The 22,612-nt window shown below is 69.4% G+C and carries 28 protein-coding genes and 1 pseudogene; 7 read left to right on the top strand and 22 right to left on the bottom strand.

From position 1 onward, the window contains the following. The 3 genes and pseudogenes from A5736_RS26905 to A5736_RS20090 form a co-directional block, all read left to right on the top strand. Nucleotides 1-93 (top strand): annotated as a pseudogene (locus A5736_RS26905) (DUF4247 domain-containing protein); the annotation flags it as partial. Between the two features lie 24 nt (nucleotides 94-117). Continuing rightward, the gene (locus tag A5736_RS20095; RefSeq protein WP_076122156.1) at nucleotides 118-573 is read left to right on the top strand and encodes a DUF350 domain-containing protein; all 456 of its coding nucleotides are present in this window, start codon (nucleotides 118-120) and stop codon (nucleotides 571-573) included. After that, on the top strand, nucleotides 570-2,153 hold the full coding sequence (locus A5736_RS20090; protein ID WP_076248182.1) for a polyamine aminopropyltransferase: 1,584 nt from the start codon (nucleotides 570-572) through the stop codon (nucleotides 2,151-2,153). The genes A5736_RS20095 and A5736_RS20090 overlap by 4 nt, the downstream gene beginning before the upstream one ends. Here the strand turns inward: A5736_RS20090 and A5736_RS20085 are convergent. The 13 genes from A5736_RS20085 to A5736_RS20025 all read right to left on the bottom strand — a co-directional run bounded on the left by A5736_RS20085 (nucleotide 2,150) and on the right by A5736_RS20025 (nucleotide 14,045). Next, nucleotides 2,150-2,692 carry a class I SAM-dependent methyltransferase gene (locus A5736_RS20085; RefSeq protein ID WP_175611343.1) on the bottom strand — a complete coding sequence of 181 codons (543 nt, stop codon included), beginning with the start codon at nucleotides 2,690-2,692 and terminating at the stop codon, nucleotides 2,150-2,152. The genes A5736_RS20090 and A5736_RS20085 overlap by 4 nt on opposite strands. Nucleotides 2,693-2,756: 64 nt before the next feature. Continuing rightward, nucleotides 2,757-3,509 (bottom strand): YebC/PmpR family DNA-binding transcriptional regulator, encoded by a 753-nt coding sequence (locus tag A5736_RS20080; protein WP_076064622.1) that lies wholly within the window; start codon nucleotides 3,507-3,509, stop codon nucleotides 2,757-2,759. A 137-nt stretch (nucleotides 3,510-3,646) separates the two neighbouring features. Continuing rightward, entirely contained in the window at nucleotides 3,647-4,243 is a 597-nt protein-coding gene (gene pdxT, locus A5736_RS20075) for a pyridoxal 5'-phosphate synthase glutaminase subunit PdxT (RefSeq protein WP_076122154.1), read from the bottom strand. Beyond that, on the bottom strand, nucleotides 4,240-5,085 hold the full coding sequence (gene tesB, locus A5736_RS20070) for an acyl-CoA thioesterase II (protein ID WP_076122153.1): 846 nt from the start codon (nucleotides 5,083-5,085) through the stop codon (nucleotides 4,240-4,242). The genes pdxT and tesB overlap by 4 nt, the downstream gene beginning before the upstream one ends. Nucleotides 5,086-5,094: 9 nt before the next feature. Next, complete coding sequence (gene pdxS / locus A5736_RS20065; RefSeq protein WP_076063903.1) at nucleotides 5,095-6,012, bottom strand: pyridoxal 5'-phosphate synthase lyase subunit PdxS; 918 nt, start codon at nucleotides 6,010-6,012, stop codon at nucleotides 5,095-5,097. 45 nt (nucleotides 6,013-6,057) lie between these two features. After that, nucleotides 6,058-7,086 (bottom strand): NUDIX domain-containing protein, encoded by a 1,029-nt coding sequence (locus tag A5736_RS20060; protein WP_076122152.1) that lies wholly within the window; start codon nucleotides 7,084-7,086, stop codon nucleotides 6,058-6,060. After that, a complete protein-coding gene (locus A5736_RS20055; RefSeq protein ID WP_076248180.1) occupies nucleotides 7,086-8,210 on the bottom strand; it encodes a glycosyltransferase family 4 protein in 1,125 nt (374 codons plus the stop codon). Before A5736_RS20055 ends, A5736_RS20060 begins: the two co-directional genes overlap by 1 nt. Next, nucleotides 8,210-9,118: a phosphatidylinositol mannoside acyltransferase gene (locus A5736_RS20050; protein WP_139333456.1), complete on the bottom strand. Its 909-nt coding sequence runs from the start codon at nucleotides 9,116-9,118 to the stop codon at nucleotides 8,210-8,212. The genes A5736_RS20055 and A5736_RS20050 overlap by 1 nt, the downstream gene beginning before the upstream one ends. 59 nt (nucleotides 9,119-9,177) lie before the next feature. Further along, entirely contained in the window at nucleotides 9,178-9,828 is a 651-nt protein-coding gene (pgsA, locus tag A5736_RS20045; RefSeq protein WP_076248179.1) for a phosphatidylinositol phosphate synthase, read from the bottom strand. Nucleotides 9,829-9,835: 7 nt separating this feature from the next. Beyond that, complete coding sequence (locus A5736_RS20040) at nucleotides 9,836-10,399, bottom strand: HIT domain-containing protein (protein WP_076248177.1); 564 nt, start codon at nucleotides 10,397-10,399, stop codon at nucleotides 9,836-9,838. Continuing rightward, nucleotides 10,396-12,447 carry a threonine--tRNA ligase gene (gene thrS, locus A5736_RS20035; RefSeq protein ID WP_076248175.1) on the bottom strand — a complete coding sequence of 684 codons (2,052 nt, stop codon included), beginning with the start codon at nucleotides 12,445-12,447 and terminating at the stop codon, nucleotides 10,396-10,398. Before thrS ends, A5736_RS20040 begins: the two co-directional genes overlap by 4 nt. A gap of 65 nt (nucleotides 12,448-12,512) precedes the next feature. Further along, nucleotides 12,513-13,139 (bottom strand): PaaI family thioesterase, encoded by a 627-nt coding sequence (locus A5736_RS20030; protein WP_076115873.1) that lies wholly within the window; start codon nucleotides 13,137-13,139, stop codon nucleotides 12,513-12,515. A gap of 21 nt (nucleotides 13,140-13,160) precedes the next feature. Further along, complete coding sequence (locus A5736_RS20025; protein WP_076248173.1) at nucleotides 13,161-14,045, bottom strand: aldo/keto reductase; 885 nt, start codon at nucleotides 14,043-14,045, stop codon at nucleotides 13,161-13,163. A gap of 57 nt (nucleotides 14,046-14,102) precedes the next feature. On the opposite strand from A5736_RS20025, the gene A5736_RS20020 reads away from it, so the two are divergent. Further along, nucleotides 14,103-14,603, top strand: a complete 501-nt coding sequence (locus A5736_RS20020; protein WP_076063887.1) for a DUF1990 family protein — start codon at nucleotides 14,103-14,105, stop codon at nucleotides 14,601-14,603. Between the two features lie 7 nt (nucleotides 14,604-14,610). On the opposite strand, the gene A5736_RS20015 is transcribed toward A5736_RS20020, so the two are convergent. Beyond that, nucleotides 14,611-15,078 carry a DoxX family membrane protein gene (locus A5736_RS20015; protein WP_076248172.1) on the bottom strand — a complete coding sequence of 156 codons (468 nt, stop codon included), beginning with the start codon at nucleotides 15,076-15,078 and terminating at the stop codon, nucleotides 14,611-14,613. A gap of 91 nt (nucleotides 15,079-15,169) precedes the next feature. Between A5736_RS20015 and A5736_RS20010 the strand changes: the two genes are divergently transcribed. Next, nucleotides 15,170-15,868: a metalloregulator ArsR/SmtB family transcription factor gene (locus A5736_RS20010; protein ID WP_076248170.1), complete on the top strand. Its 699-nt coding sequence runs from the start codon at nucleotides 15,170-15,172 to the stop codon at nucleotides 15,866-15,868. Here the strand turns inward: A5736_RS20010 and A5736_RS20005 are convergent. Genes A5736_RS20005 through fdxA form a run of 5 tightly spaced genes read right to left on the bottom strand, consistent with a single transcriptional unit; the run spans nucleotide 15,843 to nucleotide 18,634 of the window. Next, entirely contained in the window at nucleotides 15,843-16,790 is a 948-nt protein-coding gene (locus tag A5736_RS20005) for a nitronate monooxygenase family protein (protein WP_076122143.1), read from the bottom strand. The two genes, A5736_RS20010 and A5736_RS20005, sit on opposite strands and share 26 nt — an antisense overlap. A gap of 5 nt (nucleotides 16,791-16,795) precedes the next feature. Beyond that, nucleotides 16,796-17,143: a cupin domain-containing protein gene (locus A5736_RS20000; RefSeq protein ID WP_076122142.1), complete on the bottom strand. Its 348-nt coding sequence runs from the start codon at nucleotides 17,141-17,143 to the stop codon at nucleotides 16,796-16,798. Nucleotides 17,144-17,188: 45 nt separating this feature from the next. Continuing rightward, nucleotides 17,189-17,614, bottom strand: coding sequence for a hypothetical protein (locus A5736_RS19995; protein ID WP_076122141.1), 426 nt, complete (start codon nucleotides 17,612-17,614; stop codon nucleotides 17,189-17,191). Beyond that, nucleotides 17,611-18,270 (bottom strand): metalloregulator ArsR/SmtB family transcription factor, encoded by a 660-nt coding sequence (locus tag A5736_RS19990; RefSeq protein WP_233147922.1) that lies wholly within the window; start codon nucleotides 18,268-18,270, stop codon nucleotides 17,611-17,613. Before A5736_RS19990 ends, A5736_RS19995 begins: the two co-directional genes overlap by 4 nt. Before the next feature lie 7 nt (nucleotides 18,271-18,277). Then, complete coding sequence (fdxA, locus tag A5736_RS19985; RefSeq protein ID WP_076063878.1) at nucleotides 18,278-18,634, bottom strand: ferredoxin; 357 nt, start codon at nucleotides 18,632-18,634, stop codon at nucleotides 18,278-18,280. A 54-nt stretch (nucleotides 18,635-18,688) separates the two neighbouring features. Here fdxA and A5736_RS19980 point away from each other — a divergent pair, with 54 nt between their 5' ends. Both A5736_RS19980 and A5736_RS19975 read left to right on the top strand, forming a co-directional pair. Continuing rightward, the gene (locus tag A5736_RS19980; RefSeq protein WP_076248169.1) at nucleotides 18,689-19,294 is read left to right on the top strand and encodes a DUF2249 domain-containing protein; all 606 of its coding nucleotides are present in this window, start codon (nucleotides 18,689-18,691) and stop codon (nucleotides 19,292-19,294) included. Between the two features lie 167 nt (nucleotides 19,295-19,461). Then, a complete protein-coding gene (locus tag A5736_RS19975; protein WP_076122138.1) occupies nucleotides 19,462-20,130 on the top strand; it encodes a TetR/AcrR family transcriptional regulator in 669 nt (222 codons plus the stop codon). Here the strand turns inward: A5736_RS19975 and A5736_RS19970 are convergent. The 3 genes from A5736_RS19970 to pcaH all read right to left on the bottom strand — a co-directional run. Continuing rightward, nucleotides 20,116-21,342, bottom strand: a complete 1,227-nt coding sequence (locus A5736_RS19970; RefSeq protein ID WP_076248167.1) for a lyase family protein — start codon at nucleotides 21,340-21,342, stop codon at nucleotides 20,116-20,118. The genes A5736_RS19975 and A5736_RS19970 overlap by 15 nt on opposite strands. Then, nucleotides 21,339-21,908, bottom strand: coding sequence for a protocatechuate 3,4-dioxygenase subunit alpha (gene pcaG / locus A5736_RS19965; protein ID WP_076248165.1), 570 nt, complete (start codon nucleotides 21,906-21,908; stop codon nucleotides 21,339-21,341). The genes A5736_RS19970 and pcaG overlap by 4 nt, the downstream gene beginning before the upstream one ends. Continuing rightward, a partial coding sequence (gene pcaH, locus A5736_RS19960; protein WP_139333453.1) for a protocatechuate 3,4-dioxygenase subunit beta occupies nucleotides 21,901-22,612 on the bottom strand: 712 nt, incomplete at its 5' end. The genes pcaH and pcaG, both read right to left, overlap by 8 nt.

Below are 22,612 nucleotides of genomic sequence, written 5' to 3'. Positions count from 1 at the left end.
GCGGCCTCCATCTTCCTCGGCCCCGGGTTCAGCCCCGGGTCCCCCCCCGGCGGGGGGGCCGGCACCGCCGGCGGCCCGGGCGGAACCAAGTAACGCCAAAACCCAAAGGAGACAAGGATGTACCTCGCCGTCGAGATCGGGAATGTCAACCTCAATCCAATCTTCAAGGGCGTAGTCGCGACGATCCTGTACTTCGGAGTGGGCATGGCCGTGCTGCTCGTCGGCTTCTACATGGTCGACTGGCTGACCCCGGGAAAGCTGCGCCAACTGGTGTTCATCGATCGTCGCCCCAACGCCGTCGTCGTCGCGGGTGCGATGTACATCGCGCTGGCGACCGTGATCATCAGCGCCATCGCCAACAGCTACAGCCAGCTGGGCCAGGGACTCGTCGGGGTGGCGGTGTACGGGTTGGTGGGCGTGATCCTGCTGGGGATAGCGCTGCTGGCGATGCACCTGCTGATACCGGGTAGTTTCCACGAGCACGTCGACGAGCCGGAGCTGCATCCCGGTGCGTTCGCGGTGGCGCTGATACTGCTGGCGGTGGGAGGGGTGACCGCGGCGGCGGTGTCATGACCACCGTCGAGTCGTTGGCGCCCGCGGCCACGGATTCGTCGCGGCGGTGGCGTTCCGTGCTGCTGGCCGCCGTCGCGGCGTGCGCGGCGTGCGGCATCGTGTACGAGCTGGCGCTGCTGACGCTGTCGGCGAGCCTGAACGGCGGCGGTATCGTCGCCACCTCGTTGATCGTCGCCGGATACATCGCCGCGCTGGGTGCGGGCGCCCTGGCGATCAAGCCGCTGCTGAGGCACGCGGCCATCACCTTCATCGCCGTCGAGGCGGCGCTGGGGATCATCGGCGGCCTGTCGGCGGCGGCGCTGTACGTGGTGTTCGCGTTCGTCGACGGGTCGACGTGGGTGCTGGCGGTGAGCACCGCCCTGATCGGCGGCCTGGTCGGCGCCGAGGTGCCGCTGCTGATGACGCTGCTGCAGCGTGGCCGCACCGCGGGCGCCACGGATGCCGGCCGGACGCTGGCCAACCTGAACGCGGCGGATTACCTGGGTGCGTTGGTGGGTGGACTGGTCTGGCCGTTCCTGCTGCTGCCGCATCTGGGGATGATCCGCGGGGCCGCGGCGACCGGGATCATCAACCTGGTAGCGGCCGCCGTGGTGGCGATGTTCCTGCTGCGCCGGGTGGTTTCCGTCCGGCAGCTGGCGACGGCGTTGTGCGCGCTCGCGGCGGCGCTCGGGGTGCTGGTCACACTGCTGGTGCGGTCGCACGACATCGAGACCACCAGCCGGCAACGGCTCTACGCGGACCCGATCATCGCCTACCGGCACACCGCCTACCAGGAGATCGTGATCACCCGCCGCGACAACGACACCCGCTTGTACCTCGACGGGGGCTTGCAGTTTTCCACCCGCGACGAATATCGCTACACCGAAAGCCTCGTCTACCCCGCGCTCGGCGGTGATGTCAAAGGCGCCCGGTCGGTGCTCGTGTTGGGCGGCGGCGACGGCCTGGCGGCGCGGGAATTGCTGCGCCAACCCGGGGTCGGCAAGATCGTGCAGGTCGAGCTCGACCCCGCGATGATCGAGTTGGCGCGCACCACCTTGCGGGACGCCAACCGCGGGGCGCTGGACAACCCGCGCGTGGCCGTCGTGATCGACGACGCGATGCGCTGGCTTCGGGCGCCGCACCCCGAGCTGCGCCCGCCGCAGGGCTTCGACGCGATCATCATCGACCTGCCAGACCCGGACACCCCGGTGCTGGGGCGGCTGTATTCGACCGAGTTCTATTCGCTCGCCGCGCATGCGCTGGCGCCCGGTGGCCTGGTGGTCGTGCAGGCCGGCAGCCCGTTTTCGACGCCGACGGCGTTCTGGCGCACGGTGTCGACGATCCACGCCGCCGGCTACGCCGTCACGCCCTACCACGTGCACGTGCCGACGTTCGGCGACTGGGGGTTTGCGCTGGCGCGCCGCGGCGAGATCCCGCCGAGCGCCACCCTGCCGGCCGATGCGCCGCCGCTGCGCTTCCTCAACCCGCAGGTGCTTGCGGCCGCCACGGTGTTCGCCGGCGACGTCGGGCCCCGAACGCTGGATCCCTCGACGCTGGAGAACCCGCGCATCGTCGACGACATGCGGCACGGTTACGACTAGGGCGCTGCCGCTCGCACCACCCACGCGGTAGTCTTGCCGACGGGATGCTGGTCGATGCGCGCGCCTATGAAGCCGGCTGTGTCGCATTGCGCCGCAAAGGAATTCGCCTGTTGTTCGGTCCACCCGTGGCTCGCCAGTCCTGTGGCCCCGGTCTCCACCCGGCGCTCCATCACGAGCAGGCGCCCCGACGACGCCAGCACTCGTCGCAGCTCGGCGAGCCCGGCGGTCACGTCCTTCCAGTGGTGCACGGTCTTCAGCGACCACGCGACGGTTGCCCAGCCGGCGTCCACCGGCAGCTCCTCGGCGCCGCCGGGCGACCAGCTGACGCTGGGGTCGCGGGTCGTCGCGCGGGCGAGACGCAACATGACGGGGCTCGGGTCGACACCGATGACTTCGGCGCCCCGCCGGGCGGCGGCACGTGCCGCGTTGCCCGGACCACAGCCGACGTCGACCACACGGTCGGAGTCGGATACCGATGCCTGGTCGACGGCCAGGCCCGCGTAGCGGCGCCCCATGACGAGCATGCCGAGCGCGGCCACCACACCGATCGGCCCGGCAAAGCCCGGGTGGTCGGCGTGATGGTTGACGACAGGACCGCTCAGCTCACTCCTCGATCTGGGCCAGGATCTCGTCGGGGATGTCGGCGTTGGTGTAGACGTCCTGGACGTCGTCGCTCTCTTCGAGCGCGTCGACCAGCCGGATGACTTTTTGCGCGCCGTCGGCATCGAGTGGAACGGTCACCGACGGCTGGAACCCCGCCTCGGCGGAGTCGTAGTCAATCCCGGCCTCCTGCAAGGCAGTTCGCACGGCGACGAGATCCGTGGGCTCGGTGATGATCTCGAAGCTGTCACCCAGATCGGTGACGTCCTCCGCACCGGCGTCCAACACCGCGGCCAGCAGATCGTCTTCGGTCAGGCCGTTCTTCTCGAGGGTGACGACGCCCTTGCGGGTGAATAGGTAGGCCACCGATCCCGGATCGGCCATCGTTCCGCCGTTGCGCGTCATCGCCACTCGGACTTCACTGGCCGCACGGTTGCGATTATCGGTCAGGCACTCGACCAGCACCGCCACTCCGTTGGGCGCGTAGCCCTCGTAGGTGATCGTCTGCCAGTCGGCGCCGCCGGCTTCCTCGCCGGCCCCGCGCTTGCGCGCCTTCTCGATGTTGTCGTTGGGCACCGAACTCTTCTTCGCCTTCTGGATGGCGTCGTACAGGGTCGGGTTGCCCGCGGGGTCACCGCCACCGACGCGCGCCGCGACCTCGATGTTCTTGATCAACCGCGCGAACATCTTGCCGCGGCGGGCGTCGATGACGGCCTTCTTGTGCTTGGTGGTGGCCCACTTGGAATGGCCGCTCATCGGTGTGTCGTACCTCTTCTGTTGCTTGAAATCCGATCAACGAGTCTACGTGTACGGACCGCGTCGATACCCCGACGCTGCCCCTATCGACTCAGCCTCCCCACCTGTCACAGAACGGGAGGGATAGTGACCAGGCGTCAGTGCCGGCCGTTGACGATGTCGACGAACAGCTGGTGGATGCGGCGATCGCCGGTCATCTCGGGGTGGAAAGCCGTCGCCAGCATCTGGCCCTGCCGCACGGCGACGATGTGCCCCGCGGCCCGGGCCAGCACCTGCACGCCGTCACCGGCGCGCTCGACCCACGGGGCGCGGATGAACACCGCCCGCACCGGGCCGTCGAGGCCCGTGAACTCGATGTCGCCCTCGAACGAGTCGACCTGCCGTCCAAAAGCGTTGCGCCGCACCGTCATATCGATCGCACGCAGCGGTAGCGCCTCGCGTCCGCCCGCGCCGGCGTCGAGGATCTCGCTGGCCAGCAGGATCATGCCGGCGCACGCGCCGTAGGCAGGCAGGCCGTCGGCGAGCCGCGCCCGCAACGGCTCGAGCAGGTCAAGGTCGAGCAGCAGGTGGCTCATGGTGGTGGATTCGCCGCCGGGAATGACCAAGCCGTCGATCGCCTCGAGCTCGCTGCGGCGGCGAACCGGCATCGAGTCGGCGCCGGCTTCGCGCAGCGCGGCGAGGTGCTCGCGGGTGTCACCCTGCAGCGCCAGCACGCCGATCCGCGGCGTGTTCACTGTTCAGAGGGCCGGAATCCGCGTTTGTAGCGGGTCAGCCCCTCCTGCATGACGGCCGCGACCATCTCGCCGGTCTGGGTGAAGATCTTGCCCTGGGTGAGCGCGCGACCCCCGTTGGCGGACGGCGAGCTCTGGTCGTAGAGCAGCCACTCGTCGGCCCGGAACGCCCGCATGAACCACATCGCGTGGTCCAGCGATGCCACCTGCAGGTGCTCGCGCACGTCGAGGTGGGTGACCTGCGCCGAGCCCAGCAGCGTGAGGTCGCTCATGTACGCCAGCGCGCAGATGTGCAGCACCGGGTCGTCGGGCAGCGGGTCGCGGTGGCGAAACCACACCTGCTGCTGCGCGGCCTTGCCCGGCGAGAGCTGCAGGCGCTCGCGCGGCACGATGCAGACGTCCCACTCCTCGAACTGCTTGAAGCCCGCATCGTCGAAGACCTTGATCGAGTTCAGCCCGGGTAACCCGTCGGGGGGCGGTGCGGCCGGCATGGGGTCCTGGTGGTGGATGCCTTCCTGGTCGGTCTGGAACGACGCCCCCATGCTGAAAATGATTTCGCCGTGCTGGATGGCGTTGACGCGCCTGGTGGCAAACGAGCCGCCGTCGCGGGTGCGCTCGACGATGAAAACCGTGCGCGCCAGGGCGTCGCCGGGCCGCAAGAAGTAGCCGTGTAGCGAGTGGACTTGGTACTGCGGGTCGACGGTGCGCACCGCCGACACCAACGACTGGCCGGCGACGTGACCGCCGAAGGTGCGTTGCAGGAATCCGGATTCCGGGCTGAACACGCTGCCGCGGTAGATGTTGACCTCGAGTTGCTCGAGATCAAGGATCTCTTCGATCGCCACGGAACGTTTTTACCAGCCGCGTTCGGCGAGGCGATGCGGCTGCGCGATCTGCTCCACGTTGATGCCGACCATCGGCTCGCCCAGGCCGCGGGACACCTTGGCCAGCACGTCGGGGTCGTCGAAGAACGTGGTGGCCTTCACGATCGCGGCGGCACGCGCCGCGGGATCACCGGACTTGAAGATGCCCGAGCCGACGAACACGCCCTCGGCGCCGAGCTGCATCATCATCGCCGCGTCGGCGGGGGTGGCGATGCCGCCCGCGGTGAACAGCGTGACCGGCAGCTTGCCCGCGCGCGCCACCTCGACGACGAGTTCGTAGGGCGCCTGCAATTCCTTTGCCGCGACGTACAATTCGTCTTCGGACAGCGACGTCAGCCGGCGGATCTCGCCGCCGATGGCCCGCATGTGGGTGGTCGCGTTGGAGACGTCTCCCGTACCCGCTTCGCCCTTGGAGCGGATCATGGCCGCGCCCTCGTTGATGCGCCGCAGCGCCTCGCCGAGGTTCGTCGCCCCGCACACGAACGGCACGGTGAACTTCCACTTGTCGATGTGGTGGGTGTAGTCGGCGGGGGTCAGCACCTCCGACTCGTCGACATAGTCGACGCCGAGGCTCTGCAGGATCTGCGCCTCGACGAAATGCCCGATGCGGGCCTTGGCCATCACCGGGATGGTGACCGCGGCGATGATGCCCTCGATCATGTCGGGGTCGCTCATCCGCGACACCCCACCCTGGGCGCGGATGTCGGCGGGCACCCGTTCCAGCGCCATCACCGCGACGGCGCCGGCGCCCTCGGCGATGCGGGCCTGCTCCGGGGTGACGACGTCCATGATGACGCCGCCCTTGAGCATCTCGGCCATGCCGCGCTTGACCCGGGCCGTTCCCGTGGCCTGATTCGACTCCACTGGCTTCTTCTTTTCCTCAGACATTGCGCTTCCACTCTAGTGGTCAGCGACAAGGGGGTTTTCTCGCGATCAGCGGATCGATTCGAGCACCCCGGGGCCGCGGGCGTCGTCCGCCAGCCGGAGGGCCGCGGGCAGCAGTTCGCCCAGTTGCAGCGGGTAGACCTGTTCGCCGGCCGCGGTCAGCTCCGCGATGTCATTCGCGTCACACCACCGCGCGCCGTGGATGTAGCGGCGTTCCAGCTCGGTGCGCCCCGCCAGGGACGGCTCGAATCGACGCGTGCGGTGCACCAGGTAGAACTCTTCGCTGTCGATCAGCGTGCCGTTGAACTCGAACACCTCGTCGCGCCGCCAGATCGGTCCGACCATGTCGGCCGCCGCGACCCGCAGGCCGGTTTCCTCGGTGAGCTCCCGCGCGGCGGCCTCGGCCAACCGTTCGCCGGGGCGCACCTCGCCCCCGACGGTGAACCACCACCGCGGCGCGCTGCCGTCGGTGATCGCCGGGTCCGAACCGCACAGCAGCAGCACCGCGCCCGTTTCGTCGAGCAGCACCACCCGCGCCGAGGTGCGGTGGCTGGGCGCGCCGTGGTGGCTGTGCGCCAACGCGTGGGGGCGTTCCACGATCTCGAAATAGGTTGGCAGCGCGGCTGTTCCACCGAGCCGCAACGCGCGCACCATGCGCCGCTCGGCCAGCACGAGGGTGTCGCGGACCGCGTCGTTGTGGAAACGGCGGGCCAGCAGCAGGCGGGCCTCGGCGTCGGCGAGCTCGGCGATCAGGCCCGCGGGCAACGACGCCGGATCCACCATCGCCAGCGCGGCCGACAGCTCGTTTTCCGCGTTCTCCCGCGCTTGGCGGGGCGCGCGTTCCGCGGCGTCGGCCAGGGCCGCCAGGCGCCTACCCTCCGGGGCACCGCCGTAGGCGTCGATCGCGACCGCGCGGGCCACCACCGCGCGCCGCGCCAGCGCGCCGTCGAGCGCCTGCCAGGACAGGTCGTAGCGCACGTTCAACCGGTCCAGCCGAGTGGCCCGCTGATAGGCCCAGGCGCCGCACACCGCCAGCACCACGACCAGCGTGACGGCGGCGACGACCAGCCAGACCATCAGCTGGCCACCTGAACTTTGATGCCCGACCCGGCAACGGTCTCGTACACCCGCATGATCTGGCTGGCCACCACCGACCAGTCGTAGCGGCGGACCGCGTCGGAAGCCGCCGCCACATAGCGCCGGCGCGCCACGTCGTCGTCCAGCACCTCGATCAGCGCGTCGGCCAGTGCGCCAGCGTCGCCCACCGGCACCAGGCTCCCGACCTCGCCATCGCGCAGCACGCGGCGGAACGCGTCGAGGTCGCTGGCCACCACCGGGGTGCCGGCGGCCATGGCCTCAACCAGCACGATGCCGAAGCTCTCGCCGCCGGTGTTGGGCGCGCAGTAGACGTCGGCGCTGCGCATCGCCGCGGCCTTGCCGGCGTCGTCCACCAGCCCGAGGAACCGCATGCGCTGCGCCAATTCGCCTGCCTGGTCCCGCAATTCGTCCTCGTCGCCATGACCGACGATCAACAGCTGCACGTCGGGAAAGCGCTCGACCACCCGGGGCAGCGCGTCGAGCAGCACCGACATGCCCTTGCGCGGCTCGTCGTAGCGGCCCAGGAACAGCACCGTCTTGCCCGGCCGCGGATAGCCGTCCAGCGGCGCCGCATGGGCCAGGGAATCGACGTCGACCCCGTTGGGAATCTCCACCGCGTCGGAGCCCAGCGCCTCCATCTGCCAGCGCCGCGCCACGTCGGACACCGCGATGCGGCCGACGATCTTCTCGTGCCAGGGCCGCAACACACCCTGAAAGACCGACAGCGTCAGCGATTTGGTGGTCGAGGTGTGAAACGTCGCCACGATCGGGCCCTCGGCGACCCGCAGCGCCCACATCGACAGGCTGGGCGCGTTCGGCTCATGCAGGTGCAGCACGTCGAATTCGCCTTGGGTGAGCCACTTTCGGACCCGGCCGTGCACGGCCGGACTGAACTGCAGCCGCGCCACCGACCCGTTGTAGGGAATCGGGATGGCCCGGCCGGCGGACACGACGTAGTCGGGCAGCGACACGTGTGGCGAAGCCGGCGCCAACACGCTGACCTCGTGCCCGCGAGCGCGCATCACCTCGGCGAGTTGCAACACGTGCGACTGCACCCCGCCCGGTACGTCGAACGAGTAGGGACAGACCATCCCGATGCGCATCAGGCTTCCTTGAGCCGGGCCCGCCGGGCTTCGGACAGATCGGCCAGCCATTGCGGCTGCATCATGTGCCAGTCGGCCGGGTGGGCGGCGATGTTCGCGGCGAAGTGGTCGGCCAGCGCCTGGGTGATGACGCGCACGTCGCCGCTGCTGCAGTCCAGCGCGGGGTGGATCGAGATTCCCCAGCCTTGAACATCGCCGTCCTCGAACCAGCAGTGCACCGGCAACAGGGCCGCCCCCGTCGCGATGGCGAGCTTCGCCGACCCCGCCGGCATCCGGGTGGCCTCGCCGAAGAATTCGACTTCGACGCCGGTGCGGGTGAGGTCGCGCTCGGCCATCAGGCACACGGCCCGGTTGTCCCGCAGCCGTTCGCACAACACCTCGAAGGGGGGCCGTTCGCCGCCGGAAAGCGGCAGCACTTCGAAGCCGAGTGTTTCGCGATAGGCGATGAAACGGTTGTAGAGGGATTCGGGTTCGAGCCGCTCGGCGACGGTGGTGAAGGTGCCGAAGGTCTGGGCCAGCCAGACCCCGGCCATGTCCCAATTGCCGCTGTGCGGCAGCGCCATCACCACCCCGCGGCCCGCGGCCAGCGCCTTTTCCAGGTTGTCGATCCCCCGGACCGAATCGTGCAGCTGGCGGGCCAGCGCGGGCAGATCCATGGTCGGCAGGCGGAACGCCTCCCGCCAATAGCGGCCGTAGGAGGCCAGCGAGGCCCGCATCAGCTCGTCGGGCACGTCGGCCGGCGCCACCCCGATCACGCGGGCCAGGTTCTTGCGCAGCTGGTCCGGCCCGCCGTTGCGGGCCGCGTAGCGCGCCCCGGTGTCGAATGCGGTGCGCGCGGCGAATTCCGGCATCGCGCGTACCGCCAGCCAGCCGGTCGCGTACGCCCAGTCCGACGCGGTGCGGCCCATCAGGCGGCCCGCGAACCTGCGGGGCAGGCCGAAGACTTTCAGGCCGGCCGGGGTGGCGATCACGGCTGGCCCGTTCCGGGCGGAATGGGATCGGTCGCGCCGGGCGAACTGCGCGCCCTGTGCAACCGCTGCACGCAGGTGACGAGGCTGGCCGCGGCCAGCAGCCACATCGCCACCGGCAGCGCCCACGGCAACGGGTACACCGGAAGATCCGACAGCCCGGCGCCGACCAGCACGATGATCAACCGCTCGGGCCGTTCGATGATGCCGCCGTCGCCGCGCAGCCCGCTGGCTTCGGCCCGGGCCTTGACGTAGGGGATCACCTGCGAGGTGACCAGGCAGATCAAGGTCGCGACCGCCAGCAGTTTGTCGTGCAGGCCGAACGCGATCCACCACAGCAGCCCGCAGAACACCGCGCCGTCGCTGATGCGGTCGCACGTCGCGTCGAGCACCGCGCCGAAGCGGGTGCCGCCGCCGCGCTCGCGGGCCATCGCGCCGTCGAGCATGTCGAACAGGACGAAGAACCAGACGACCAGCGTGCCGGCGAACAACTTGCCCATCGGGAACAGCGTCAGCGCGCCCGCCACCGCGACGACGGTGCCCAGGATGGTGACGATGTCCGGCGTCAAGCCCATCCGCAGGCACGCCCGCGCCGTCGGGGTGCTGATCCGCGTGAACGCGGCCCGCGACAGGAAGTGCACCTTACTCATCGCTGCCTCATTGCTGCTTTGCCCACTCCGTGGCCAGCAGCTGGCGCGTTTCGCGCAGCAACTGCGGGATCACTTTGGCGCCACCGACGATGGTGATGAAGTTCGCGTCGCCGCCCCAGCGCGGCACGACGTGCACGTGTAGGTGTTCGGCCAGCGAGCCCCCCGCCGATGTGCCCAGGTTCATCCCGACGTTGAAGCCGTGCGGGTGCGACACGTTCTTGATGACGCGAATTGCCTTCTGGGTGAACGCCATCAGCTCCGCGCTCTCCGCGTCGGTCAGGTCCTCGAGTTCGGAGACCCGCCGGTAGGGCACCACCATCAGGTGACCGGGGTTGTACGGGTAGAGATTCAGTACGGCGTAGACGAGTTCGCCCCGGGCGACCACCAGGCCGTCCTCGTCGGACAGCCGAGGGATGTCGGTGAAGGGCTGCTCGGTGCCGGCGTTGTCGCGCTTCATCGGCGCCTCGGCGAGGTAGGTCATCCGGTACGGCGTCCATAACCGCTGCAGATGATCGCTCTCGCCGACGCCGGTGTCGACGATGGTGTCCTCCGCTTCCTCCCGACCGCTCACGGCCCGACCACTTTCACCAATTCGGCGCTGGGAGCGGCGTTCTCGCGATCGGCTATCCACTTGACGATCGCGTCGACCGCGCTGTCGCGGGGCACGCCGTTGATCTGCGTGCGGTCGCCGAAGCGGAAGCTCACCGCCTCGGCAGCCACGTCGCGGTCGCCGGCGAGCAGCATGAACGGCACCCGCTGGCCGGTGTGGTGGACGATCTTCTTCGCCATCCGGTCGTCGCTGCCGTCCACCTCGACCCGCACCCCGTGCGACTTCAGTTGGGCGGCAACCTGTTCCAGGTAGGCGATGTGCTCGTCGGCAACCGGGATGCCGACCACCTGGACGGGGGCCAGCCACGCCGGGAACGCCCCGGCGTAGTGCTCGGTGAGGATTCCGAAGAACCGCTCGATCGACCCGAACAGCGCGCGGTGGATCATCACCGGGCGCCGCCGGTTCCCGTCGGCGGCGGTGTACTCCAGTTCGAAGCGCTCCGGGAAGTTGAAATCCACCTGGATGGTCGACATCTGCCAGCTGCGGCCCAGCGCGTCGCGAGCCTGCACCGAGATCTTCGGGCCGTAGAACGCGGCGCCCCCGGGATCGGGAACCAGTTCAAGGCCCGACTCCCGGGCGACGTCGGCCAGCGTGGCGGTGGCCTCCTCCCACACCTGTTCGGAGCCGACGAATTTGTCGGGGTCCTTGGTGGACAACTCCAGATAGAAGTCCTCCAGCCCGTAGTCGCCGAGCAGCTCGAGCACGAAGCGCAGCAGCGAAGCCAGCTCGTCGTGCAGCTGTTCGCGGGTGCAGAAGATGTGCGCGTCGTCCATGGTGAATCCGCGGGCGCGGGTCAGCCCGTGCACCACGCCGGACTTCTCGTAGCGGTACACCGTGCCGAATTCGAAGAGCCGCAACGGAAGTTCGCGATACGAGCGCCCCCGCGAACCGAAGATCAGCGTGTGCATCGGGCAGTTCATCGGCTTGAGGTAGTAGTCCTGGCCCGGCTTTCGCACCGTTCCGTCGTCGTTGTATTCGGCGTCGAGGTGCATCGGCGGGAACATGCCGTCCGCGTACCAGTCCAGGTGGCCCGAGGTGTGGAACAGCTGCGCCTTGGTGATGTGCGGGGTGTTGACGAACTCGTAGCCGGCCTCGATGTGCTTGCGCCGCGAATACTCCTCCAGCTCCCTGCGCACGATGCCGCCCTTGGGGTGGAAAACCGCTAGGCCGGAACCGATTTCGTCGGGAAAGCTGAACAGGTCCAGCTCGGCGCCCAGCTTCCGGTGATCGCGGCGCTGGGCCTCCTCGATCAACGTGAGGTGGTGCTCGAGCGCCTCCTGCGACTCCCACGCGGTGCCGTAGATGCGTTGCAGGCTGGCGTTATCCTGGTCGCCGCGCCAGTAGGCCGCGGAGCTTCTGGTCAGCTTGAACGCCGGGATGTGCTTGGTGGTGGGGATGTGCGGGCCGCGGCACAGGTCGCCCCAAACCCTTTCGCGGGTGCGGGGATTAAGGTTGTCATAGGCGGTGAGTTCGTCGCCGCCGACCTCCATGACGTCGGGGTCGCCCGACTTGTCGTCGACGAGCTCGAGCTTGTAGGGCTCGTTGACCAACTCCTCGCGCGCCCGCTCCTTGGACTCGTAGACCCGCCGGGAAAACAGCTGGCCGTCCTTGACGATTTGGCGCATCCGCTTTTCCAGCGCCTCCAGGTCCTCCGGCGTGAACGGCTCGGCCACGTCGAAGTCGTAGTAGAAGCCGTCGGTGATGGGCGGTCCGATGCCCAACTTGGCTTGCGGGAACAGGTCCTGCACGGCCTGCGCCAACACGTGTGCGGTGGAGTGCCGGATGACGCTGCGACCCTCGTCGGTGTTGGCCGCCACCGGGATGACCTCGGCGTCGGCATCGGGCGCCCAGCTCAGGTCGCGCAGCTTCCCTTCGGCGTCGCGCACCACCACGATCGCGTCGGGTGTCCCCCGGCGCGGCAAGCCCGCCTCGCCAACCGCGGCGGCCGCGGTCGTCCCGGCAGGCACCCGGATCGGGGCTGCTGGGGCTGGGTTTGCGGGAGCACTCATCGGGTTGGGTCTCCAAGGCTTGGGTTGACGTGCGTGATCGTTGCAATGCTATCGGGGTGGGGCTGTCAGGGTTGCCCAGGCTTGAGCCGCACGAACAGGGCGTCGGCTTCGGTCAGCAGGGTGTCGCCGTCGCTTAACCGGCCCGACACGAAGATCTTGCGCCCATCCACCCGGTCGACCCCGGCATCGATCTGTAGTTCCTTTTCGATCGGCACGATGTGGCGGTAGTCGATCTTGAGGTAGGCGGTGCGCTGATAGGGACCGCCGGTCAGCACCGCCGACGTCAGCCCGAGCACCGTGTCGAACAGCAGCCCCAACGCGCCGCCATGCACGGCGCCGTTGCGGCCCAGATGAAATCGCGCGAAGCGGGCCCAGCCGTGGATCCGGCCGTCCTCGCCCTTGCGCGCCGACATGGGCACCGTCAGAACGTTGCCCCGCATGGGCAGATCCATCCGGCGTCCCGACGGTGACTGCCATTCGTCGCCGTCGAACGGAGCCAGCAGCGCCGACACCTTCTCCAGTTGGTCCGCCGCCTCGGCGATCACCTCGTCGGGCGCGTCGACGGCACGGGCGTGGTCCTGCAGCTTGCGTACCGCGTCGACGAACCGGCCGTAGTCGGGCCCGCCCTTGACCGTCGGTTCGGGCGGATTGAATCCACCGCCGGGGTGTTTCTGATGGTCGCCGCCCACCAGGACACCGTATTGCGTGGCCCGTTACTGTGCTCCGGCAGCCGCCAGGGTCTCGAACTCGTCGTCGGACAGGGTGATCTCGGCGGCGGCGACGTTCTCCTCCAGGTGCGCCACCTTGGACGTGCCCGGAATCGGCAACATCACCGGCGACCGTTTCAGCAACCAGGCCAGCGCCAGCTGCGACGGCGTCGCGTCATGGTCGGCGGCGATGCGTTGCAGCGGGCCATCCGGCGCGGCCAGCGGCCCGGCGGCCAGCGGGAACCACGGGATGAAGCCGATGCCCTGCTCGGTCACGTAGTCCAGCAGCGGTTCGGCGCCCCGGGACGACAGGTTGTACATGTTCTGCACCGACACGATCTGCGCGACCCGTTGGGCTTCCTTGAGCTGATCGGCGTCGATCTCCGACAGGCCGATATGGCGGATCTTGCCTTCGTTTTTCAGGTTGAGTAGCTCGCCCACCTGGTCGGCCAACGGGAAGTTCTGGTCGATGCGGTGCAGCTGGAACAGATCGATGGTGTCGACGCCGAGGCGGCGCAGGCTCATCTCGGCTTCCTGGCGCAGATAGCTCGGATTGCCCAGCGGGATCCACACGTCCGGGGCGGTGCGCAGCAGCCCCGCCTTGGTCGCGATCACCAGCCCGTCGTAGGGATGCAACGCCTCGTGAATGATGTCCTCGGATATGTAGGGCCCGTACGAGTCGGCGGTGTCGATGAAGTTCACCCCGAGCTCGACGGCGCGCCGCAACACCCGCACGCATTCGTCGCGGTCCGCGGGCGGGCCCCAGACGCCCTGGCCCGTCAGGCGCATGGCGCCGAAACCCAGTCGGTTGACGGTGAGATCGCCGCCAAGGGTGAACGTTCCGGAGGCTTGGGCTATGGCTTTGGTGGTCTGAGAGTTTTGCGCGGTCACCCCTACGACCGTACGCCGACGGGGTGGCCGTCCGTCTCGGCGTGGCAAGCTGAGGACGTGGACCTACAAGCGCTAGAAGAACTTCCGCTGACGTACTCGGAGGTGGGCGCGACCGCGGCCCTCGAGCTGCCCGCCGGATACGGCCACCTCCATACCCAGCGCCAAATCGGCACGGGCAGGCAGCGTTTCGAGCGGGCCGCCGACGCGGTCATGCGCTGGGGCATGCAACGCGGCGCCGGCCTGCGGGTGCGGGCCAGCTCGGAGGTCGCCGAGGTCGACACCGTGGTGTTGGTGCGAATGGGCTTCCTGCCCGCGCCCTGCCGCGTCGTGTACGTCATCGACGAACCGGACATCCGCGGGTTCGCCTACGGCACCCTGCCGGGCCATCCGGAGTCCGGCGAGGAACGCTTCGTGGTGCGCCACGACCCGACCACCTCCGCGGTGTTCGCGGAGGTGTCGGCGTTCTCCCGGCCCGCGACCTGGTGGAGCAAGGCCGGCAGGCCACTGGTGTCGGTGGCCCAGCGCATCATCGCGAGGCGATACCTGCGCGGGGTGTGACGCGCGGTTAGCGCGGCCCGACGCCGGCTGTGACGCTGCCTCCGATGCTGCCGCTGTGCACGGCCTGCGCCAGCCGGCCCAGCGCCACGGCGCCGACCAGCAATCCGAAGTCGCGCAGCGCGATGTCGTAGAAGCCGGACAGGGTGAGCAGGTCGACGATGATCCCGGCCAGCCAGGCCGCGACCACCCAGGCGCCTATCCGCGGCGCGATCGCGACCAGCACCCCGGCCGCAATCTCGATCACGCCCACCACATACATCAGCTGATCGGCGGTCCCGGGCACCAGATTGTCGATCCAGGGCGCCAGATACATGCTCCAGTGATGCGGGTGGGTCAGCAGGTTGAAGAACTTATCCAGCCCGAACAGGATCGGCGCGATCGTGAACACGGTGCGAAGCGCGAGGTACGCCGAATAGGCCGGATCCTTCAATTGATCGGCCAGGGCTGGGCCCGCACCGACTTGCCGAGTAGCCATAACTACCTCTCTTTCTAACGGATGATAAATTGAACGTTAGAAGCTGTAGACTGTAGCGTCAAGAGTTTTGTCTGTTAGAAATGGGCTTCACGTGGAAGACGGGCTGGGGCGCGACGCCGCGGGCATCGGGGCACTCGCCGACCCGGTGCGCCTGCGGCTGTACCGATTCGTGTGCGCCCAGCCGGGGCCGGTGAGCCGGGAGCAGGCGGCCGACGCCGTCGACATACCGCATCACCAGGCGAAATTCCATCTAGATCGGTTAACCGCCGAGGGACTGCTCGAAACGGAGTACGCGCGTTTGACCGGGCGGTCCGGCCCCGGCGCGGGACGAACCTCAAAGCTGTATCGCAGGTCCCGACGGGACATCGCGGTCAGCCTCCCGCAGCGCGAGTACGAGCTGGCCGGGCGGCTGATGGCCGAGGCCATCGCGCAATCCGCGGACACCGCGCAGCCGGTGGTCGAGGTGCTGAACCGGGTCGCCCGCGACTACGGCAGGACGATCGCCGCCACCACCCGGCCGCCCGCGGACGCCGCAGCGGCACTCGAGCGCACGGTCACGCTGCTGAACAAGCACGGCTATCAGCCCCGGCCGGTGGACGGCGCGGTCCAACTCGCCAACTGCCCGTTCCACGCGCTGGCCCGGGAGCAGACCGAGCTGGCCTGCGGTATGAACCACGCGCTGATCACCGGCGTGGCTTCGGCGCTGGCGCCGCACGGCCCCGACGTCCGGTTGCAGCCTGGGCCGGACCGGTGCTGCGTGGTGCTCAGGCCCGCCGACCCCAGGCGGTGAGCAGGCTCTCCGCGCCCGCGCACATCCGCTCGATGACCTCGCCCACCGAGGCGTCGTCGCCGATCATGCCCACACTCTGACCCGCGTCGACCGGCGCGATGCTGCGATCGTCGGCGGCGGTCGCCGCGGCCAGCTCGTCGCAGGCCGACCGATCGAGCACCTCCTCTTTGCCGGTCCAGCGAGAGACGAAATCGTTGGCCAGCACGCGCGACGGGAACCGGGCCGGCCACGGCATACCCTTGGCGACGTCGAAGACCCGGGTGACCGCGGTGTCGGTGGCGCGGGCCGCGATCAGGGCCCGGCGGCTGCCGTCGCCGGTCAACGCTTCCGGGCAGGCCGCCAGGCGGGTGCCCACCCACGCGCCGCTGGCGCCGGCGGCCAGCACGGCGGCCAGGCTGCGCGGCGAGGCGATCCCGCCACCGGCAAGCACGGGCACCGACACCGCATCCAGGACGGTGTCGAGCAACGGCAGCGTCGCGAGCTTCACGTCGCCGTGTCCGCCGCCCTCGGATCCGCGCGCGACCAGGACGTCGACCCCGGCGCCGGCCGCCTGACGGGCTCCGTCGGCGTCGTATACCTGTGTGGCAGTGGCGATTCCGGCGTCGTGAGCCTTCCCGACCCACGACCAGTCGGTACCGAAGCTGACCGACAGCAGGACGGGCCGCGCGGCCAGGGCATCCTCCAGCAGCCCCGCCTCGTTGCGCATCACCCAATCGACCAGGCCGATTCCGAACCTGCCCTGTACGTGCCGCAACTCGGCGTGCAGCGACTCACGCGTCGCGACGCTGCCCATGCCCACCATGCCCAGGCCACCGGCGGCGGTCACCGCGGCGGCCAGCCGGCCGCCGGCCACCCCGCCCATCGGCGCATTCACGATGGGCACCCGCAGGCCGAAGCTGTTCGACCAGGGCGTCGACAACATCCGGGCTAATGGGTGAGCGACGGAATGCTCTTGAGCACCGTCAGCATGACGACCGAGTCCTCGACCGCGTGCAGGGCGTGGCGTTCCGCCGGAATCGCCACGTAGTCGCCGGCCTGGCCCTCCCAGGCGTCACCGCCGGCGGTCAGGCGCACGTGACCCTGCAGCACCTGAAGCGTGGCCTCGCCGGGGCTGTCGTGTTCGGACAGGTCGTGTCCGGCGAGCAGGGCCAGCACGGTCTGCCGGAGTTCGTGGGTGTGACCGCCGTGGATGGTGTGTGCGGCCCGCCCGCTGTGCGACTTCTGGGCCTCAGACAACTTTTCGGCGGCCAGGCTGGTCAACGATATGGATTCCATGGCGAGTCCTTCGCGAATCGGGAGCGGGCTTCGAGACGGATTTTGTCAGGCGGTAAGTAGGAGTATCCCCGCCGCGATCAAGCCAACCACCTTCACCACCTCGAGGCCGACGTAGACGTAGTGACCGCGCGAGCGCGGCCCCTCCGACCCGGCGAGCACCTGGTCGGCCCGGCTGGTCAGCCGCGGACGCACCGCGATCAGCTGGATCGCCAGGGCGGCGAAGGCGACGAAGAACGCAACGGCGGTGCGCGTCGGCGTCGGCCCGGCGACCACGATCGCCAGGATGACGAGACCGAAGCCGACCTCGACGGTGTTGAGGGCGCGAAAGACCAGCCGGCCGATGCCCAGCCCGATCTGCAGCGTGACGTTGGGCGCCCGGAACTTCAGCGGGGCTTCCAAGAACGAGATCGCCAGCACCATGCCGAGCCAGACGAACGTGATCGCGATGACGATCGCCGATCCGGTGCTCACTTGGCGACGAGCTTCAGGTGGGCCAGGCACAGATCCGGTTCGACGAATTCGTCGAGCCGGTCGACGGCGACCGGGGCGCCCCACGATTCCATGGCGCCCTGCATGAGCCCGAGGTGGACCGGGCAGATCACGTTGGTTCGGTTCTCGGCGACTTCCAGGAACGGGCAGTGCCGCAGGCCGACCTGTTGCTCCCCGCCGGCCGCGCGGCGCTCGGGCGCGAAGCCGAGATCGTCGAGCACGTCGACGAGGTGGTCGATGGCGTCCTCGGCGTTGGTGGCATCCGTCGGAAGGGATTCCAGCTTGCGCCCCCACGCCCGCCCGGCGGCCAGCGCCTTGGCGCGCGGATCGCGTTCGGCGGCGAACGCCGCGGTCAGTATCTCGGCGAGCAATCGATAGTGCCGGGTGCCGCCGCGATCCATCTGCCGGACCGCGGCGAACATCAGCGGCGGCCGGCCCGGCCCCTTGCGGCCGGGCTCGACCTGCTCCACCTGGCCGTCGCCGACCAGGCTGTCGAGGTGGAAGCGGACGGTGTTGGGATGCACGCCCAGCACGTCCGCGATCGCGACGATGCTCATCGGATCGGGCGACGCCCGCAGCACCCGCAGCACCTCCCGGCGGCGACCAACGGATTCGGAGACTATGACCTGCGCGCTCAACGGTGGCTCACGCTCCTTCAGAGTCGTCGGCTCCCGGCTGCGCGGCCACCAGGGGTGTGTCGACGCCGAGTGGACCTATCTTGGCAGCCCCGCCCGGGGAGCCCAGCGGGGCGTCGCGGCCCGGCAGGGTTTCGGTGAAGAACGCTTCGTTGTCGGCCAAGTAGGGTTTGAGCTCCTCGGGCAGGTCGTCCTCGTAGTAAATCGCATCGACCGGACAAACCGGCTCGCACGCCCCGCAGTCCACGCATTCGTCGGGATGGATGTAGAGCGCCCGGCCGCCCTCGTAGATGCAGTCCACCGGGCACTCGTCCACGCAGGCCCGATCCATCACATCGATGCATGGCTTCCCGATCACGTAGGTCATGCGCTAGAGTTTACACAAGACAAGTTGTGAAAACTATATCGAACGGGAGAGTGCATGGCAGACAACGAACTTGACGTACGCGCGCTGCGCAAGCCGGACAAGCACCCGACGATCTTCGCGACGTACGCCGCGCTCGCGGCCGGCGAGTCGTTCGTCCTGGTGAACAACCACGACCCCAAGCACCTGCGCGACGAGTTCGACGCCGACCTTCCGGGCAGCTACGGCTGGGAGTACGTCGAACGGGGACCCCAGGTGTGGCGGATCCGGATCAGCAAGCTCACCTCCACCCCGCCGCCGCGAATCCTGGCTAACACCACCGAGTTAACGGCCGACGCCGATGCGTCCGGGGCGGTCTGGAAGCTGCAGGCCCGCGAGCGCGATCTGGACTCCAATGTCATCGCGCTGCCCGCGGGGGGCACGATCGATTCGCATGCCGGACCCGACCTCGACGTGTTGATCCACGTGCTGTCCGGCGGCGGCCGGCTGACCACCGAAACGGGCACGATCGACCTGTCCCCCGGGGCGCTGCTGTGGTTGCCCCGGCGTTCGCGACGCCAGTTCGCCGCGGGCCCCGACGGGCTGCGGTATCTCACCGTGCACCAGCGTCGACACACATTGGTCCTGGAACCCCTGCAAAGCCCGGCGCGGCAGGCCGTCTGACGACCGCACGGCCCGCGCGCTCGTGGTTTGCCCTGTGCGCGGTCGTCCGTCTGGTCGGCGGTACCCGTGCCGGTGTTCGTCGTGGCGTTGCGACTGATCAACGGACCATAGTTGTTAATCAACCGTTTCGTTGACAATCGTCGGCGCTTCGATGAGCGTTGTTAGCTGTGCGCGAGCTGCCGACGCGAACCCAATACGTGCATGGCTCCCGGGGCCGCCGCGCCACTCGCCTCGTGGGCGACGACCGCGAGCGCGCGATCCTGGCCGCCGCCGAGCGACTCCTGGCGCAGCGCCCCCTCGCCGACTTCTCCGTGGACGACCTGGCGAAGAGCGCGGGCATCTCCCGTCCCACCTTCTACTTCTACTTCCCCTCGAAGAACGCGGTGTTGCTGTCGCTGCTGGACCAGGTGAACACCCGGGCGCACGCGGCCCTCACGGCGCTGGCCGGCAGATTGCCGGGCGACCCGGTGGCCGTGTGGCGGGCCCGCATCGAGGCGTTCTTCGAGGTGTCCGGATCGCACCGCGCGGTCGCGGTCGCCGGCGCGGCCGCGAAGGCGACCAACCCCGAGGTGCGGCAGGCGTGGTCGACGCTCATGCACAGGTGGATCTGGTCCACCACGGCGGCGATCGAGGCCGAGCGCGGGCGCGGCGCCGCCCCGAAACTCGTTCCGGCCGAAGATCTTTCGGTTGCGCTGAACATGTTGAGCGAGCGAGTGATGGCGGCGACGTTCACCACCGAGGAGCCGACAATAGCGGAAGACCGGGTGATCGACACGCTGGCGCACATCTGGCTGGCCAGCATCTACCAAGACGGCAAGGCGTCAAGCGCCCCGTAGCATTCGCTCGGCGCGGGCCAGGCTGTCGTCGATCAAGCGGTCGACGGCACCGAAGTAGCTCGGCGACGGCGGCTTCCCCGCCAGTTCTGCGATGGCTCGCTGCTCCCCCAGAACGTCTGCTGCGCCGAGGTTTTCGGCCATCCGCTCGGGATGAACCTGCAGGCCGGCCAGCAGCTCGACGCACTGGGAACCCGCGACCACGGCCCGCCGCGCCAGGGTCCGCAACGTGTCCCATTCGGCGTGCCAGGCACCGTCCGGGCGTTCGTCGTTGGCCAGCGCCGCCGCGGTGTGCAGGGTCGCCGCCAGCGCCGGCGCCGACAGGGCGGCCCGCCGTATCAGGATGGACAGCACCGGATTGCGCTTGTGTGGCATCGACGACGAACCGCCCCGCCCTTCGGCGGCCGGTTCGCTGAGTTCGGCGATCTCCGGGCGGCCCAGGGTGAGGACGTCCGAGGCAATGCGGCCCCAGCAGTCGGTGCAGCCGACGAGGGCGTCGCCGGCCGCGGTGACCGGTGTTCGCGTCGTGTGCCAGGGCGCTCGGACGTCCAGGCCCAGCGCGGTGGCCGCGTCCAGCGCCAGGCGATCCGAGACGGCAGCCGGGTCGTCGGCGTCGGTGAGCAGTGTCGCCAATTCCGTTGTGGCGGCGCGGGTCCCGGCGGCGCCGCCGACCTGGATCGGGAGGGCCAGCGCCCGCAGCCGCTCGCACGCGTCGAGCACGCTGTTCAGCCAGCCCGCGGCCTTGGCGCCGAACGTGGTGGGCGCGGCGTGCTGGGTGAGGGTTCGGGCCACCATCGGGGTGGCCCGATGTTCTCCGGCAAGGGTGGAGACCGTCGAAATCTGTTGGGTGAGCTGCGCTATGACGGCATCCGCGGCGGCACGCACGGCCAGCATCAGGCCGGTGTCCAGCACGTCCTGGCTGGTGAGACCGCGGTGGATCCACGGCCCGATGGCCGGGACGGCCCGCTGGCGCAGCAGCTCGACCAGGCCGATGACCGGGTTGCCGCCGCCCTCGGCGGTGAAGGCGAGCAGCTCGCAATCGGTCGGGTTCACCAGGTGTGCCAGGTCCATGTTCGCGCACTCGGCGGGTGCGAGGCCGGCGGCGACAAGGGCGCCCAGCCAGGCGGACTCCGTCGCCACCATCGACTGCAGCAGCGCCCAGTCCGTCATGTACTCGCCGGCCCGATGGTCCCCCGGCCACAGCAGATTCGTCATCGCCCCTCGTCCCCGTATGCCAGAAAAACCGTCTCGTTCGGGCCCTGCAGGTGGATATCGAAGCGGTAACCCGTTCGGCCGGAATCACTTTCGGCGATACACAGCAGGCCGGCCCGCCGGCCGGGGTCGATCACGCTCAGCAGCGGATCGGCGGCCAAGTCTGCGCCCGGCAGGTAGGCGCGGGTGAACAACCGGTCCAACAGCCCCCGGGCGAAGACGACGAGGGCGAAGAACGGTGGCCGCCCGCCACTCGCCGAACCGGGCGCCAGGGTGGTGAACGCGTAATGGCCCGCCGCGTCGGTGGCCGCGCGCCCCCATCCCGTGAACCCGGTCCCGGCACGCCGCAGCGAGCCGGCCCGCCGCGGGATTCGGCCGGCGCCGTCGGCCTGCCAGAGTTCGACCAGCGCGTCCGGGACGGCGGCGCCGGCCCCGTCGTAGACGGTGCCGTGCAACCGCACGGCCTGCGGATGCGCGGCGTCGACCAGGTCGCCGCCCCCGGGGTACGGCAATGCCATGCCAAAGAACGGCCCCACCGTTTGCCCTGGGGTACAAGCTAATTCAGGCATCTTCGGTCCAGGTTCGTCGGCTTCCGCAGACCACGATGTCCCACCGATACCCCGTCGCGAATTCCGGCTGGGTGAGGTCGTGGTCGTAGCGCGCGATCAACCGTTGGCGCGCAGCGGGATCCAGGATGGACTGGAAAATCGGGTCCAGGTCGAACAACGGGTCGCCGGGGAAGTACATCTGCGTGACCAGACGCTGGGTGAACGCGGTGCCGAAGACCGAGAAGTGGATGTGCGCCGGGCGCCAGGCATTTCGGTGGTTGCGCCAGGGATATGGCCCGGGCTTGACGGTGAGAAAGCGGTATGACCCGTCGGCTCCGGTGAGGCAGCGCCCGGAGCCGGTGAAGTTGGGATCGAGCGGCGCGGGGTGCTGGTCGAGCTGGTGGTGATAGCGACCGGCGGCGTTGGCCTGCCAGATCTCGACCAGCTGGCCGGCCACCGGCGCACCGGAATCGTCGAGGACCCGCCCGGTCACGATGACGCGCTCGCCGATCGGCTCGCCCGGGTGGCGGGCCGTCAGGTCGGCGTCGAGGGGGTCAACGTCGTGGGCGCCGAAGCACGGTGCCGCGCGTTCGACCGCCTCGGGATCGACAACCAGCAGAGGGTGTTTCGGGTGCCTCAGGGCGCTGCTGCGGTAGGGCGGGTAGTCCAGGCGCGGCTGCGGCCCGGCACCGTCCGCGCGCCGGTAGCCGGCCGCCAGGCACGCG

This window comes from Mycobacterium sp. SP-6446 (genome assembly GCF_001954045.1).
Lineage (GTDB): Bacteria > Actinomycetota > Actinomycetes > Mycobacteriales > Mycobacteriaceae > Mycobacterium.
Note: the sequence above shows the minus strand (reverse complement) of the source record. Positions and strands in the feature narration are given on the sequence as shown.

Coding starts and splice junctions, on each gene's coding strand:
- pgsA (WP_076248179.1), bottom strand. CDS start 9,828: ATGAGTAAGGTGCACTTCCTGTCGCGGGCCGCGTTCACGCGGATCAGC.
- A5736_RS19980 (WP_076248169.1), top strand. CDS start 18,689: ATGGCAGACAACGAACTTGACGTACGCGCGCTGCGCAAGCCGGACAAG.
- A5736_RS20005 (WP_076122143.1), bottom strand. CDS start 16,790: ATGTTGTCGACGCCCTGGTCGAACAGCTTCGGCCTGCGGGTGCCCATC.
- A5736_RS20050 (WP_139333456.1), bottom strand. CDS start 9,118: ATGGGCCGCACCGCGTCGGACTGGGCGTACGCGACCGGCTGGCTGGCG.
- A5736_RS19970 (WP_076248167.1), bottom strand. CDS start 21,342: ATGACGAATCTGCTGTGGCCGGGGGACCATCGGGCCGGCGAGTACATG.
- A5736_RS20090 (WP_076248182.1), top strand. CDS start 570: ATGACCACCGTCGAGTCGTTGGCGCCCGCGGCCACGGATTCGTCGCGG.
- pdxS (WP_076063903.1), bottom strand. CDS start 6,012: ATGTCTGAGGAAAAGAAGAAGCCAGTGGAGTCGAATCAGGCCACGGGA.
- pcaG (WP_076248165.1), bottom strand. CDS start 21,908: ATGCCTGAATTAGCTTGTACCCCAGGGCAAACGGTGGGGCCGTTCTTT.
- A5736_RS20060 (WP_076122152.1), bottom strand. CDS start 7,086: ATGGTCTGGCTGGTCGTCGCCGCCGTCACGCTGGTCGTGGTGCTGGCG.
- fdxA (WP_076063878.1), bottom strand. CDS start 18,634: ATGACCTACGTGATCGGGAAGCCATGCATCGATGTGATGGATCGGGCC.
- thrS (WP_076248175.1), bottom strand. CDS start 12,447: ATGAGTGCTCCCGCAAACCCAGCCCCAGCAGCCCCGATCCGGGTGCCT.
- A5736_RS20055 (WP_076248180.1), bottom strand. CDS start 8,210: ATGCGCATCGGGATGGTCTGTCCCTACTCGTTCGACGTACCGGGCGGG.
- A5736_RS20000 (WP_076122142.1), bottom strand. CDS start 17,143: ATGGAATCCATATCGTTGACCAGCCTGGCCGCCGAAAAGTTGTCTGAG.
- A5736_RS20095 (WP_076122156.1), top strand. CDS start 118: ATGTACCTCGCCGTCGAGATCGGGAATGTCAACCTCAATCCAATCTTC.
- A5736_RS20080 (WP_076064622.1), bottom strand. CDS start 3,509: ATGAGCGGCCATTCCAAGTGGGCCACCACCAAGCACAAGAAGGCCGTC.
- A5736_RS20015 (WP_076248172.1), bottom strand. CDS start 15,078: ATGGCTACTCGGCAAGTCGGTGCGGGCCCAGCCCTGGCCGATCAATTG.